Source organism: Bradyrhizobium sp. C-145, assembly GCF_023375135.1.
In the GTDB taxonomy this organism is placed as follows: Bacteria; Pseudomonadota; Alphaproteobacteria; order Rhizobiales; family Xanthobacteraceae; genus Bradyrhizobium; species Bradyrhizobium zhanjiangense.
Window position 1 is genome coordinate 2,017,511 of the sequence record NZ_CP088150.1, and the last position, 12,851, is coordinate 2,030,361.

Below are 12,851 nucleotides of genomic sequence, written 5' to 3' on the forward strand. Positions count from 1 at the left end.
GCCCAAGAATGCTTCGCGTTCGCTAGCACCGAGCGTTGCTTTTGGGTAAGAACAGCTGCCAAATTAGACGAGATTTGCATGACCAAAAAACGAGCACTAATCACGGGCGTTACGGGGCAGGACGGCGCCTATCTCGCTGAATTGCTTCTTGCGAAAGGCTATGAAGTCCACGGCATCAAGCGGCGAACCTCGCTGTTCAACACCGATCGCATCGACCACCTCTATCTCGATCCGCACGAGCCCGACCCGCCGTTTCGGCTCCACTACGGCGACCTGACGGACTCCTCGAGCCTCATCAGGATTGTGGGCCAGGTGCAGCCAGACGAGATCTACAATCTCGCTGCCCAGAGCCATGTGGCCGTTTCATTTGAGGAACCCGAATACACGGCCAACTCCGACGGCCTGGGCACTCTGCGGATTCTCGAAGCTATGCGGATCGTCGGCTTGGAGAAGAAGACGCGCTTCTACCAGGCCTCGACGTCCGAACTCTATGGGTTGGTCCAGGAGATCCCTCAGAAAGAAACCACGCCTTTCTATCCGCGCTCACCGTACGCGGTTGCTAAACTTTACGCCTACTGGATTACAGTGAACTATCGCGAAGCCTATGGGATGTATGCTTGCAACGGCATCCTGTTCAATCACGAGTCTCCCGTCCGGGGCGAGACCTTTGTCACCCGAAAAATCACGCGCGCCCTGGCGCGGATCCATTTGGGCCTGCAGGAACGTTTGTATCTCGGTAATCTCGACGCGCTGCGCGACTGGGGACATGCCCGCGATTATGTTGAGATGCAATGGTTGATGTTGCAGCAGGAGAAGGCAGAGGATTTCGTCATCGCCACCGGCAAACAACACTCGGTGAGGGACTTCGTCAATGTCGCGGCCAGCGAGATTGGAATGCGAATTCGCTGGGAAGGCGCGGGGGTCGATGAAAAGGGATACGATGCCAAAACTGGAAAGTGCGTTGTATCGGTCGATCCCAGGTACTTCCGACCGACGGAAGTCGAGACGCTTCTCGGTGATCCTGCCAAGGCGAAACAGAAGCTCGGGTGGGAGCCGAAAACGTCGTTCGAGAGCCTAGTTCGGGAGATGATGAAGGAGGATCTCGAATCCGCGAAGCGGGACGAACTGATCAAGCAGCACGGATTCCGCTACTTCGCGCGACACGAATGACAACTGGGTCCGCTGTCCGGTCTCGAGGTCCACTGGGGCGCTCGGGCCGCCCATCTTCGTGCGCACCCAACAGCTCCAGGACCGGCGGAGATGTCCTACCGGACTGTGCGGAGATTCGACCTTGTTAACTTCCGCACCGAGGACGCCGAGCTGATAGCTCGCAAACGGACCAGCTAGAACATGGGTCGAATCGACGATTCGGATCCCGCTGAAAGCCTGGTCATCTATCCCCCATGCCAGGTGTTCTTTAGGAATCCCGGTGCGGCCTTTTTTTCACGCCGGCACACCGTTGTTCGCCATCCATTTTAGTCCGCCGACAAGCCTCGTGAGCCGGCAAATTCCATCACGTGAAACACGCCCGTGATCATTGCCGGGTCGCTGTTACTGACTCCGTTCCCCGCAAGACAGACCAACCCTACCGTTCGGACTCAGGTCTCGGAGCAGAAGGCAGGATAAGGCCTTCTGGTCAAAGGCCCTCCCCGAACGGCACCGCCACTGTTACCACATATCTACCCGCGCTTGGATCGAAGAAAGCGCCGGAAACGGCCGGCCTTCCCGACTCGCCCGTTCGCCGAATTGCTTCCCGGGTCGGTACCGACACATTCTGGAGAACGAGCCTATCGGGCTCCAGCGAAGGGCCTATCACCGGTTGTCCGGTGCCGACCTCTCGCAAGACGATGGGCAGGTCGAGTTGCCGGGCAACCTTGGCGGCGCGGCGCTGAAACTGCGCCAGCTCTCCGTCATGCGTTGCCGGCGAGGCTGCCAGCGCCAATAACACGTTCTGAATACCGGCAATCTCGCGCTCGATCGACGCAAGGATTTCCTGCGCCGCGCGCTTCTGAAATTCTGCTTCGACGAATGTTACCGATCGCAGGACCAGCCAGCCCGCAATAGAAGCGACGACGCGACAAAGACGGCCACAAAGATGAAGACATAGGCCCGGACGGAATAGCGCGCTCCGAACGGTCGCGAGGAGGTCGATGGCGACAAAGGCGGCCCCAATGCAAGGCCGCCGACTCGGCAGGCCCCGATTCGGCATTATACGGTTAACGCCCAATCGTAGGAATCGCGTTGTCCGGTTAGCTCCAGCAGCCGGGACACCACGGGGCACGGCGACATCAGTGCGAGCCGGCGAGGTCGATTGGTTAGCCGGCACCCACCTTTCGCCGTTTAACAAATAGCGTTGGATTTCCCAGGACAGTTCGGCGACGTCGATCGCGAGCAGCCACTCGATGGCGGATCGGGGCGCAAGGTCCGCGAAGATCACCTGCCGCAGGGCCTGGTAATGTTCGAGGTGTTCCCCGGGCAGCAGCAGGGGCGGCGGCGCCAACGCCTCAAACTCGACCGGCAGCGCCGTTGCGGTTAGTTCGCGCGCCGTTTGGAAGGGCCCGTTCATCGGGATGAGGCCTCCGAACCAAGGTTTGCGGGACGGGGCGCGGTGCCGACCGCGGCGTCGGCCGGACCGTGGACGGGGCTCGCAGCCCACAAGTCCTGCGCGACCGGTAACGGCGCGATCTGCAGGTTGGTCCACCAAGCGCGCTCGTTGCCGTGCCGATGCAGCTCCTCGTGATGCGCGCGACACAACGGAACGGCGAACTCATCACTGACCTTGCGGCCGAGCGCTCTGGGTTGGGCGAATTTCAGATGATGGGCATCGCACGGCGTTTGCTGGCAGACGAGGCAGGGCTGCTCCTGGACAAATAACAGGTGCGCCTTGCTGCGCTTGCGGGGAGGCTCCTTGGCATGTGCGAGCCCGGTCTCAGGCGTGGCAGGCAGTGCTGGCTGCAGCGCGGCCTCGGCGTCCGCAGCAGGGAGCGACGCTGCTGCCGCGGGACCCGCAGCGTCCTCAAGCTTGGCCTGATAGGCGGCCTCGACGACCCGGGCGTCGGCTTCCAGCAGGGTGTTTTTCAGCGGCAGGCTGGCCTTGGCCCAGGCCAGCAGGTCTTCGCTGGCGGCTAGGGATGCGAGCTGGCGCAAGAGTTGCTCCCGGAGCTCGGCCGACTGCGGCGGCCCCAGCACCGGTGCGCGGTTTAGCATCCCCTTGGCGGGTTTGGGGTTCGCGCCCGCGGTTGCCTGCGGCTCTGCTGCCGGCGGGCTGGCCACCGCGTCCGGGGCGTCCAGATCATCCTCGCCGGCAATTCCGACCAGCGCGAACAGGGCGTAGCGCCGGGCGTAGGTAAGCGCCGCGCCCATCCGGTGCGGCGCCTCGACGTCCCTTGAGGCGCAGACCGGCCAGTCCGAGGAGATCCACTCGCCGGAGGAATGGGCGAGCAGGGTGGTGAGATGGATGTGGCCGGTGGTCGCCTCGACCCGGGTGCTCTGGATGGTGGCGATCTCCTGCTGGCTGAGGGTCTTGCGCACGATGTCGAGGCCGCTCGCCAGCGAGGCGTAACGAAAGGTGCGGTCGTCATCGCGCAGGAACGGCGAGCGGATCATCCCGGTCAGGGTCTTTTCCGGGTTGGTCAGTTCGGCTTGCGCACGGGCCAAGGCGGCTGCGATCGCCCCGATATGCTCACTTGCCTGGTGCATGGACGCGCTCCGTCTCAACCGGATCAAAACTGATCGCGCCGGCTTTGGAGCGCTTGGCGCGAACGCCGTGGCCAAATGCCTCCTTGGCATCCTCGGGCAGCAGCTTCTTGAGCTCGGTCTTGGCTAGTTCGTGCTCGCCATGGGCCGCCCGGGTGCGCAGGTAACTCGCCGCGCACTCGGCCCATAGATTGGAGGCGGTCATGTCGACGACCTTGATCGCCGCGAGCCGCGGGCGCGGGGTCTCGATTCCGAACAGCAGCGGCGGCTCGCCGCTCTGCACGCAGCGCCAGAACTTCTTTTCCGCGGTCAGCAGCAGGTGCTGGTAGAGCGGGTCGGCATGCACGGTGATCTCCACCCATTTGCCGCCGCCGGTGATGATCGAAAGCACGGCCGAGCGCGCCGCGACCACCCACATGTTGTGTTGCAGCTGCGCCATGTGCTTCTCGGCCGCTGCCTCCTCGGTAAAGGCCCAGGGCAGCATGAACTTGGCCTCGAACACCGCGCCGCTCTGCGCGACCATGCCGTCCAGCGTGGCCGCCATCCAGGCGTGGACGGGATGGCGCATCCGTTTCTGAATGTCGGTGATCGCTTGACCCGTGGCGCCCTGGTACCAGCTGCGGTTGAGCGCTTCGGTGGCGATGCCGAGCTGAACGACCAGGTTGCGGGACAAATCTTGTGGCGCGATCTCGCCGCGCTTTTCCCGCCACAGGCGCATGAGCTCGTCCTGATCATCGCCCATGATGATGCGCGCGTCCGAGCCGCCGATGAAGGCGCGCCGGTCGTGCGGACTGAACCTGATGACGGAGTGGGGCGCCTCGGCGCCGTCGGTTGAAATCGGGATCACCGGGTCTCTCCTTGGTTTGGCACACGCGGCTTGCCGCCGCACCACCAAAAGCCCCGCACCGGCGAGGAGAGAGACCGGGGCCAATGGCCAAGGCCCGGTCGGATCAGTAACGCTCCTTTTGCGCGGGAATGCCAGTCCTTTCTGCAGCAAATTTGCTGTTCTTTCGCCCCGAAAACTCTTGATATCTCAATGCATTGGAGCGAGTTCTCCGGGTGTCGCAATCAGCAAAAGCCGAGGAGCTCGGACATGGCGTCAATTCGACAAATCGAAGCCAATCGCAGCAACGCCAAGCGCAGTACCGGCCCGAAAACGGCGGGTGGAAAGGCGAGGTCCAGCCAAAATGCGCTGCGCCATGGGTTGGCACGGAGTGGCGATCCTGCCGTGACCGAGAATTTTGCCGTCGCAATTGCTTTGGGGCTCGGGCATCAGGTCACACCGGAGTCGGCGATGGTACTTGCACGGTCCAAGCTCGCGCTGCTGCGCCTCCGCACTTTGCGGCAGGAGAAGTTGGCGGCGCTCTTGGGCGGGCCGCTTCCGGCAGACCTAAAATGTCTTAAAGGGCTTGAGCGCTACGAACGGGCCGCTTTAGTGCAACAGAGGCGGGCGCTTCGAGCGCTCAGCCTTAAAGGTTGACGCGTGGTCACTTGGCTTCGTTCTGGAAATTGTCCGCACCACCCCCATGGCTGCGGCAGAGCTCCCAAAACCGCCCGCCAAAGCCTGATGGGGCTTAGCGCGTGGGCCGCTTGCGAGCAGAACCACGAGCTTTAGCCGACAGCAATTCCCGGAATAGCTTCACGGGATCAACGCCCAGCGCTCGGGCGATCGCGACAAATTCTACGACATCTGCGCGGCGGCGATCAGGGTGAGACTCCAGCGACAATCAAGGTGAGACTGCGCCGATGGGGACGGACCGAAGGGAGGGCGTAGCCCGACCGGAGGACCGTCCCCATCGGCGTGGCGCGTTTTTGGACCCGTCTGGCGGCTGGGCGGGGCTGGTGCAAGCTTTTGATTCGTCTCGACAAGAGGGAATCGATGCCTTGCCTGGCCTTCACATCACCGACCACCAGATGAGGCTGTACATGACCTACCGACTGACATTGTCCCCCGAAGCGGCCGCGGCCAAGGCGGGGTTCTCGAAAGCGAGTGCGTATCGGATTGAGGGCGATGCGCGCCCGCCATCGCAGAAGAAGGCGCCGAGGGGCCGGCGACGATCCGATCCACTCGCGCCCTATTGGGACGCCGAGATCGTTCCGATCCTGAAGGCTGCTCCCGGCATCCGCGTGATCGGTGTGCTGGACGAACTGCGCCGGCGGCATCGCGACCTCAACCCCAACATCCGACGCACGCTGGAGCGGCGCATCAATGCGTGGCGGGCGCTCAACGGCCCCGAACAGGACGTGATCTTCCGCCAAGAGCACGAGCCCGGGCGGCTGGGTCTGTCCGACTTCACCGACGTGAGCGCGCTCGGCATTACCATCGTAGGTGAGCCACTCGATCACCGGCTCTATCACTTCCGGTTGGCGTTCTCCGGCTTCGAGCATGCCCATGTCGTGCTCGGGGGCGAAAGCTTCGTCGCCCTGGCGGAGGGCTTGCAGAACGCCCTGTGGGCGCTTGGCGGCGTTCCACGGGAGCATCGCAGCGACAGCCTATCGGCGGCGTTCCGCAATCTGGCGGCTGACGCGCGTGAGGATCTGACACAGCGCTACGCTGCGCTGATGGGCCACTATGGCATGGCACCAACACGCAACAATGCGGGCATTGCACACGAGAACGGCTCGATCGAGAGTGCGCACGGCCATCTCAAGCGCGCACTGGAAGATGCGCTGTTGCTGCGGGGGACGCGCGACTTCGCCAGTCTCGATGCCTACCGGGCTTTTGTCGACGAGATTGTCGGCCGGCGCAACGCCAATCTCGCCAAGCCGATCGCGCTCGAGAAGGAGGCATTGGCGCCGCTGCCGAAAGGCCGCACGACCGACTTCGACGAGAAAGTGATCCCGGTGACGTCGTCAGGCGGCTTCATCCTGCGGCGCGTGTTCTACACCGTTCCTTCAAGGCTGATTGGCCATCGCCTGCGTGTGCGCATCTTCGACGACCGGCTCGAATGCTTCCTCGGCGTCACGCCGGTTGTGACGTTGCGGCGCGGTCGGCCTGTGTCGGAGAGCCAGGGCGGGCATGTCGTCGATTATCGGCACGTCATCCATGCCCTGCGGCGCAAGCCGATGGCGCTCCTCAACCTCGTCTATCGCGACCAGCTCTTCCCGCGCGCCGCTTACAGACGCCTGTTCGAGACCTTGCGGGAGCACGGTGACGATCGGCGCGCCTGCAAGGTGACGGTCGAACTTCTAGCGCTGGCCCACGAGCGAGCCTGCGAAGCCGAGCTCGCCAAGGCGATCGCGATGGATCTGGACGCCGGACAGTTACCCGATCTTGCCGCGCTGCGCGACCGCTTCCGACCCGAGGCGGCCTCGATCCCGCGCGTCGCCGTCAAGCTGGCGCCGCTCGACGTCTACGATGAACTCGCCTCCGTCAGCGTCATGTCGGGCCGCTCGAATCTGGGAGAGGCAGCATGACCAGCATCGCCACCTCCGTCGATGCTGCTCGTGTCGAGTTGCTTCTCAATGAGCTCCGCCTGCCGGGCGTCAAGGCGATCTGGCCGAAGCTCGCCGCACAGTCGGACAAGGAAGGGTGGCCTGCCGCCCGCTTCCTCGCCGCCCTTGCCGAGCACGAGGCATCCGATCGTACCCGCCGTCGGATCGAGCGACACATGGTGGAAGCGCGTTTGCCCGCCGGCAAGACGCTCGCCACCTTCGACTTCGAGAGCGTGCCGATGCTATCAAAGGCACAGGCGATGGCGCTCGCTGCCGGCGACGCCTGGTTGAAGGCCGGCGCCAATTTGCTCTTGTTCGGTCCACCGGGCGGCGGCAAGACCCATCTCGGCGCGGCGATCGGCCTGGCTCTCGTCGAGAACGGTTGGCGCGTTCTCTTCGCGCGCACCACTGATCTGGTGCAACGGCTGCAGGTCGCGCGGCGCGAGCTGGCGCTGGAGTCCGCGATCGGCAAACTCGATCGCTATGACCTCCTGATCCTCGACGACATCACATATGTGAGCAAGGATCAGGCGGAAACCAGTGTGCTGTTCGAGTTGATCGCCGCCCGCTACGAACGACGCTCGCTGCTGATCACGGCCAATCAGCCATTTGGCGAATGGGGGCGTATCTTCCCGGACCAAGCAATGACGTTGGCTGCCATCGATCGTTTGGTCCACCACGCCACGATCCTCGAGATGAACGTCGAAAGTTACCGTCGAAAAGTTGCCCTCGATCGCAAGCGCGGTCCAGGCCGGCCGCCTGTTCACACTACCCCCAACGAACTCGACAAGACTGCGATTGACGCTGGCAGCGCCGCTTGATTGTCGCGCAGCGTCAATCAACGCTTGCCAAGCCGGCGGCCAGCGTCAATTATCTCCTGACTCGGCCGCCTCGTCTCATCTTGATTGACGCGCCGCTCTCATCCTGATTGTCGCGCTATAGACATCGATCCGTCGTTCGCCGCCCTCATATTTAGCAATGAACGATTGCGGCCGTCCGAGCTTCTTGGCCAAAGCATGCTGGCGGATGCCGGCCTTCTGTCGCGCTGCGACAAGAAGTTCGATCAGGCGGGCATGTTCCGCGGATCTCAGGGACTTTTGCATGACCGCCGGGCCAGAGAATCGGCGGCGGTCAATTTGATCCCCAACTTGGATTATCCCAAAACTGGATAATTTTGGTCGGCCGAGCTATCAGTGGTACAGCCACGGGGCACCTTATGAAGGTCTCAGCGACGACGGTTCGGTACATCAAGCTCGGCGCTGGCGGCCGGTGGGAGAACAGCCTGGACCGCGCTGAGCTGCACTTCGGCTATGGGTCGGTGACCCACGAACTTGCCCGTGAAGGCAACCGGGCGAAGATCATCACCCACCTGATTGCGCTTGGCCGGTCGCCGCAGGCCACCGCGCGCGACGCGCAGGAGGTTGCCGACTTCTACGATTTGGACGAAGCGTGTCTTTGGATTACGTTCGCGCGCGATCATCTGTGGTGGACGTTTGCGGAGCGAGAGGTCACCTGGGTCAAACCTGATCCAACGCGTGCAGGCGAGCGCTTCAGGTGGTGCAACACCGACATCAATGGGACGCCGCTCAAAATAAGCTCGCTCAGCACCAAGCTGACCAAGGTTGCAAGCTAATCGGCGGACGATCTGTGCGGTCAAAGGCGCAGGACTACCTGTTGCGACGGATCAATGGTATCGAGGAGCCGATCGTCGCGAAGGCCAGCCAAATCCGGACCGCGCTGCTCGAGGTAACGATCGAGGCCCTGCAGCTGCTGCACTGGGCCGATTTCGAAACCCTCGTTGACATCATCTTTGCGCGCAGTGGCTGGAATCGAGTCTCCGTGCTCGGTGGCACCAAGAAGCTGGTCGACCTCGAGCTGGAGCATGCGGTGATCAACGAGCGGGCGGCAGTCCAGGTCAAGTCTGCCGCCAGCCAAAAGACCTTGGACGCCTATATCCGCCGGATGGACGCCACCGAGCAGTTCGACCGGTTCTTCTTCATTTGTCATTCGCCGAAGGGGGCGCTGAGCGCCCCCGACGACCGCGCTGACATTCACATCTGGACCGGTCGCGAGTTAGGTTCGACCATCATGCGGCTCGGGCTGCACGATTGGGTGATGGAGAGGCTCGCCTAGCCAAACGCGATCGATTAGAGACGACTCAGCGTGAGGCTGCGCCTTGGACAGCCATCCGGCTGGATCTTCTCCGGGCTACGGAAAAGTATCGTCAATCCCCTTGGCGCGGGTGAGGTCGGCCCGCGTGGTGGCCCGTAGTCGCTCGAAATCGGCCCTTATCTCCTCCATCGACATCGCGTCATAATCGCGTTCGATCTTTGCACTTTCGATTTCGCGAATTTGCTGAATCAGTGTCATCATCAAACTCAAGGCTCTCAAATTGCCCTTGAGCGCGAGATCGATCAGTCGCTTAACCAGTACCCTGTCCGTCTCAATGCGCAATCGTTGGCCGTCTTCGACGATGGGTCGCTTCCGCTTCACTTCGTGTGCAACTAGCTCGATTAACGTGAGACACTTTTTCGGCCTACCGCTTGGATTGCCGGACTGGCCGGGCTTGAAGCGTCGCTCTTTGGGAGGTTTTCCGTAGCCAACCTGATAGTTTTCGGATTTGCGCTTGGTCATTCCGCGCACTCCCGTTGCTGATCTGCGGCGATTTCGTCGAACAGGCGCCTGGTTTGGACGTGGACAGCGCTTTGGCCGGTGTGGCGTTGCCAGCGCCTTATCGCGACGTCAACGTAACGCGGCTCTAGCTCCGTCGCGTAGAGGCGCCGGCCGACCCTTTCGGCTGCCAGCAAAGTCGAGCCGCTGCCCAGGAAGTTGTCCAAAACAATGTCATTGCGTTCCGTGCAGTCGAGGATCGCATCGGCAAGCAACTGAACCGGCTTCACGGTTGGGTGTAAGGCAAGCAGGTTACCTTCTTCGCCGTTACGTTCGAAGCTATTGCATCCTGGATATTGCCATACGTTGGTTCTGAAGCGACCATGTCGACCGAGCTCGACGTTGTTGCGGTGGGGCACTTTGCCGTGCTTAAAGACAAAGACGAATTCGTGCTGGCTGCGATAGAGTGATCCCATGCCAGCATTCGATTTGACCCACGCGCATATGTTCTTGAGCTCGACGCCAATTGCCTTGCCGGCGGCAAGAATCTGAGCGGAGTGGCGCCAGTCCATAAAAATGTAGAGGAGGGCTCCCTGGGAGAGGTGCTCGGTCGCATGGCGCAGATAGCCGCTCAGGAAACCCTTAAACCCGTCATCGGACAGTTCGCCGGACGCCATCGCAAACTCGGGGTGGCGAATGCGTCCTTTGCCCGAGACGTGCCCTCGAATGGGGACGTTGAACGGCGGATCGGTTATCACGGCGCGGACGCGTTCGCCGGCCATGAGGGCGGAGAATGAATCGGACTGAAGTGCGCTTTGGCACAGTATCCGATGTGGTCCGGCTTGCCAGAGATCGTTGACAGCCGAAACCGTGGTCGGGAGAGCTGCAGGAACGATGTCGGCTGGGTCAGGAGACGGCTCAACCTGCAGAGATTCGAGATTCTCGATTCGAAAATCGATCTCTCCCTGGGAGAAGCCCGTGACCTCGAGACTGAACCCAAGGTCGAGCTGAGAGAGCTCCTTGAAGGTTTCTGCGACCGCGCGGTCGTCCCAAGGCGCTAGCTCGCCGAGCCGCTGCTCAGCAATCCGGTAGAGTTCGAGTTTTTCGGGAGTGAGATGCGTGGCTCGGATGACCGGGAGGTCGCGCAAGCCAAGCTGCAGCGCGCCAAGGTACCAGATCAAACCGGCCACGATCACGCCCGCAGAATCGATGATAACAGGGCTGATCAAGCCCACTTTCTCGATGCATTTCGCGTATTGTTTCTTGTGCCGATCGGTGTGTTTGCGGAGCGATCGCCGAGGCAGCGAAATTGCCTCGATGGCAAGACGCTCGACCGGTCCCAGTTGTGTGAAGACCTCGTTGTGTTTCGATGATGCAGTCATCGTTTACTCCTTTGGGTGACAGCGCGGATGTTTTGTCGTGTGGCCTGTTGGAAGCGTCGATACAGGTTTCAATTGGACATGCGTGCATCGTACTTTTTCCTTCGGCTCATTCAGTCCGCGCGCCCCTATGCGCGCTTCCGTGGCCGCGGTAGCTTCGCCAGCCCATGCACCGGTCGCGCCAACTTGTTTTGAAGCGTCGATATGGGGTTCAATTAAACGTGAGTGCATGGTCCTTCTCCTTCTATTCGGCTGGTTCAGCTGCGTCCTCGCTTGCGCGGTCGCGTCTTGGCGAGCTGTTCTGACAACGCGTGTGCTGATCGCGTGAGTTCGAGCCAGGTGGTGGAACGGCCCGGCTTTTCAAGGCCACGCTTGAACGCCGCGCTATAGTCCTCGAAAATCTCAACGGTCGGGGCGGGGTCTTCCGCCGTCCGTTGATCCGACCAAATCAGTAAAAATACTGGTGAGGTCGTCGCCAAAGCTGGACTCCCAGGTTTGGCTTGCAGCCGGATCTGATCCGGATCGAACAACTTGGCGCGATCGAGCTTCATGATCTTTTTATGCTGGCGTTCCAGCGCCGGCCTGATGCGCCGCAAGGATTCGACGACAAATTTCTGCGGCCATCTGTGATTGAGCATTTGCAAGCCGATCAGCAAGGCAAAGCTCTCATATTCCGAAAACTGAATCTGGCCGCCCTTACCCGGAGCGTCGCCACTAACAAAAGCGTAGTTAGCCAGTTCGGCTCGGTTCGATTGCGGACGCACGTCTAACGCACGGTCGGTGTCCAATAGGCGTTTTAGGCGCGTCACTAGGTTCGCCGCTGACTTGGCGTCATTGGCGCCGAGCCCCGCCACAATGGCGTCCTCGACCTGGTTGCGCTTGTAGTCATCCATTGGAGCGTGATATCAGGTTACAAACAGGGCTGTCCAGAGGGACTGGACGTTATGGTGGCCCGCTCGCGGTACTGTGCGGCAGGCGTAGCCCGTTTGAGGTGCTCGCAGCGACGTTCTCCGTGCTGGTGATTGCACGTGGCGCGCAACGTCATGCGCTGAAGTCAGAGCTCCATCTCTCATTCCGATGGTTAAGTCGAGGCCCCGGTCGGTGCTCAATGCTGGCGGTTGTCGCGTGCCCATCACGCGCAGCGATCAACACCTCCAAGACCCTAGTCCTTTCGCTGCCGGAGGGCCGGAGGCTGTAAGCGTCCATTTCTGACACGTGATGTCCGTTGACGACGGTCGGTGGTCGCCAGTTCCACGGTAGGAGCTCGTCGAGGCGGGTGATGGGATGCCCGATAGAGATGCGCTCGAGCACGTCCTGGAGATAGCTGAAGGGCTCGACGTCGTTTAGCTTGGCGGTGGTGAGGAGGGAGCAGACCGTCGCCCAGCGATCGGCGCCGCCGTCGGATCTGGCAAACGGATGGTTCTTGCGGCCGAGCGCGATGGGCCGGATCGCGCGCTCAACGGTGTTGGTATCGAGTTCGATGCGGCCATCATCGACGAAGCGGCAAAGAGCGTCCCAGCGGGCCAGCGCATAACGGATCGCATCAGCAACGCTATTGCGGGGCGGGATGTGGGCAAGTTGGGCTTCCAGCAGAATTTCATGGCCCCAACCAGCGGCAGCGATCTGGCTTGGCGCGCGCTCTGCCGGATGACGGCGGTCTGGCCCGGATGATGGTCTCGATCGCATAGAGCTCGGCAAGCCGGGCCGCAACATTCGCCCGATCCATCCCCC

General features: G+C 61.8%; 14 protein-coding genes and 1 pseudogene. 7 read left to right on the top strand and 8 right to left on the bottom strand.

The window, feature by feature from the left end; translation table 11 throughout:
- The first annotated feature begins 78 nt into the window (after window positions 1-78).
- Window positions 79-1,170: a GDP-mannose 4,6-dehydratase gene (gene gmd / locus LRP30_RS09400; RefSeq protein WP_249760136.1), complete on the top strand. Its 1,092-nt coding sequence runs from the start codon at window positions 79-81 to the stop codon at window positions 1,168-1,170.
- Between the two features lie 108 nt (window positions 1,171-1,278).
- Here gmd and LRP30_RS09405 read toward each other — a convergent pair.
- The 4 genes and pseudogenes from LRP30_RS09405 to LRP30_RS09420 form a co-directional block, all read right to left on the bottom strand.
- Window positions 1,279-1,398: pseudogene (locus LRP30_RS09405) on the bottom strand (CoA transferase); the annotation flags it as partial.
- Between the two features lie 238 nt (window positions 1,399-1,636).
- Window positions 1,637-2,566, bottom strand: a complete 930-nt coding sequence (locus LRP30_RS09410; protein WP_249760137.1) for a PDC sensor domain-containing protein — start codon at window positions 2,564-2,566, stop codon at window positions 1,637-1,639.
- On the bottom strand, window positions 2,563-3,699 hold the full coding sequence (locus LRP30_RS09415; RefSeq protein WP_249760138.1) for an ERF family protein: 1,137 nt from the start codon (window positions 3,697-3,699) through the stop codon (window positions 2,563-2,565). The genes LRP30_RS09410 and LRP30_RS09415 overlap by 4 nt, the downstream gene beginning before the upstream one ends.
- Window positions 3,683-4,543, bottom strand: coding sequence for a YqaJ viral recombinase family protein (locus LRP30_RS09420; RefSeq protein WP_249760139.1), 861 nt, complete (start codon window positions 4,541-4,543; stop codon window positions 3,683-3,685). Before LRP30_RS09420 ends, LRP30_RS09415 begins: the two co-directional genes overlap by 17 nt.
- Before the next feature lie 246 nt (window positions 4,544-4,789).
- Between LRP30_RS09420 and LRP30_RS09425 the strand changes: the two genes are divergently transcribed.
- The 6 genes from LRP30_RS09425 to LRP30_RS09450 all read left to right on the top strand — a co-directional run bounded on the left by LRP30_RS09425 (window position 4,790) and on the right by LRP30_RS09450 (window position 9,264).
- Window positions 4,790-5,176 carry a hypothetical protein gene (locus LRP30_RS09425; protein WP_249760140.1) on the top strand — a complete coding sequence of 129 codons (387 nt, stop codon included), beginning with the start codon at window positions 4,790-4,792 and terminating at the stop codon, window positions 5,174-5,176.
- Between the two features lie 434 nt (window positions 5,177-5,610).
- Window positions 5,611-7,113, top strand: a complete 1,503-nt coding sequence (gene istA, locus LRP30_RS09430) for an IS21 family transposase (RefSeq protein ID WP_249761693.1) — start codon at window positions 5,611-5,613, stop codon at window positions 7,111-7,113.
- Entirely contained in the window at window positions 7,110-7,952 is an 843-nt protein-coding gene (gene istB / locus LRP30_RS09435; protein WP_249756397.1) for an IS21-like element helper ATPase IstB, read from the top strand. The genes istA and istB overlap by 4 nt, the downstream gene beginning before the upstream one ends.
- A gap of 195 nt (window positions 7,953-8,147) precedes the next feature.
- On the top strand, window positions 8,148-8,303 hold the full coding sequence (locus LRP30_RS09440) for a hypothetical protein (RefSeq protein ID WP_249760141.1): 156 nt from the start codon (window positions 8,148-8,150) through the stop codon (window positions 8,301-8,303).
- A 44-nt stretch (window positions 8,304-8,347) separates the two neighbouring features.
- Window positions 8,348-8,764: a hypothetical protein gene (locus tag LRP30_RS09445; RefSeq protein WP_249760142.1), complete on the top strand. Its 417-nt coding sequence runs from the start codon at window positions 8,348-8,350 to the stop codon at window positions 8,762-8,764.
- A gap of 41 nt (window positions 8,765-8,805) precedes the next feature.
- Complete coding sequence (locus LRP30_RS09450) at window positions 8,806-9,264, top strand: restriction endonuclease (RefSeq protein WP_249760143.1); 459 nt, start codon at window positions 8,806-8,808, stop codon at window positions 9,262-9,264.
- Window positions 9,265-9,339: 75 nt separating this feature from the next.
- Here LRP30_RS09450 and LRP30_RS09455 read toward each other — a convergent pair whose 3' ends face one another.
- The 4 genes from LRP30_RS09455 to LRP30_RS09470 form a co-directional block, all read right to left on the bottom strand.
- Window positions 9,340-9,765: a DUF5681 domain-containing protein gene (locus LRP30_RS09455; protein WP_249760144.1), complete on the bottom strand. Its 426-nt coding sequence runs from the start codon at window positions 9,763-9,765 to the stop codon at window positions 9,340-9,342.
- Window positions 9,762-11,123 carry a DNA modification methylase gene (locus tag LRP30_RS09460; protein WP_249760145.1) on the bottom strand — a complete coding sequence of 454 codons (1,362 nt, stop codon included), beginning with the start codon at window positions 11,121-11,123 and terminating at the stop codon, window positions 9,762-9,764. Before LRP30_RS09460 ends, LRP30_RS09455 begins: the two co-directional genes overlap by 4 nt.
- A 254-nt stretch (window positions 11,124-11,377) precedes the next feature.
- A complete protein-coding gene (locus LRP30_RS09465; protein WP_249760146.1) occupies window positions 11,378-12,013 on the bottom strand; it encodes a hypothetical protein in 636 nt (211 codons plus the stop codon).
- A 148-nt stretch (window positions 12,014-12,161) separates the two neighbouring features.
- Window positions 12,162-12,833: a transposase gene (locus tag LRP30_RS09470; RefSeq protein WP_249760147.1), complete on the bottom strand. Its 672-nt coding sequence runs from the start codon at window positions 12,831-12,833 to the stop codon at window positions 12,162-12,164.
- Window positions 12,834-12,851: the final 18 nt, after the last annotated feature.

Excerpts from the sequence above, each read along its gene's own strand:
- gmd (WP_249760136.1), top strand. The coding sequence starts at position 79 with ATGACCAAAAAACGAGCACTAATCACGGGCGTTACGGGGCAGGACGGC.
- LRP30_RS09410 (WP_249760137.1), bottom strand. The coding sequence starts at position 2,566 with ATGAACGGGCCCTTCCAAACGGCGCGCGAACTAACCGCAACGGCGCTG.
- LRP30_RS09415 (WP_249760138.1), bottom strand. The coding sequence starts at position 3,699 with ATGCACCAGGCAAGTGAGCATATCGGGGCGATCGCAGCCGCCTTGGCC.
- LRP30_RS09425 (WP_249760140.1), top strand. The coding sequence starts at position 4,790 with ATGGCGTCAATTCGACAAATCGAAGCCAATCGCAGCAACGCCAAGCGC.
- istA (WP_249761693.1), top strand. The coding sequence starts at position 5,611 with ATGAGGCTGTACATGACCTACCGACTGACATTGTCCCCCGAAGCGGCC.
- istB (WP_249756397.1), top strand. The coding sequence starts at position 7,110 with ATGACCAGCATCGCCACCTCCGTCGATGCTGCTCGTGTCGAGTTGCTT.
- LRP30_RS09440 (WP_249760141.1), top strand. The coding sequence starts at position 8,148 with ATGCTGGCGGATGCCGGCCTTCTGTCGCGCTGCGACAAGAAGTTCGAT.
- LRP30_RS09445 (WP_249760142.1), top strand. The coding sequence starts at position 8,348 with ATGAAGGTCTCAGCGACGACGGTTCGGTACATCAAGCTCGGCGCTGGC.
- LRP30_RS09455 (WP_249760144.1), bottom strand. The coding sequence starts at position 9,765 with ATGACCAAGCGCAAATCCGAAAACTATCAGGTTGGCTACGGAAAACCT.
- LRP30_RS09460 (WP_249760145.1), bottom strand. The coding sequence starts at position 11,123 with ATGACTGCATCATCGAAACACAACGAGGTCTTCACACAACTGGGACCG.
- LRP30_RS09465 (WP_249760146.1), bottom strand. The coding sequence starts at position 12,013 with ATGGATGACTACAAGCGCAACCAGGTCGAGGACGCCATTGTGGCGGGG.
- LRP30_RS09470 (WP_249760147.1), bottom strand. The coding sequence starts at position 12,833 with ATGTTGCGGCCCGGCTTGCCGAGCTCTATGCGATCGAGACCATCATCC.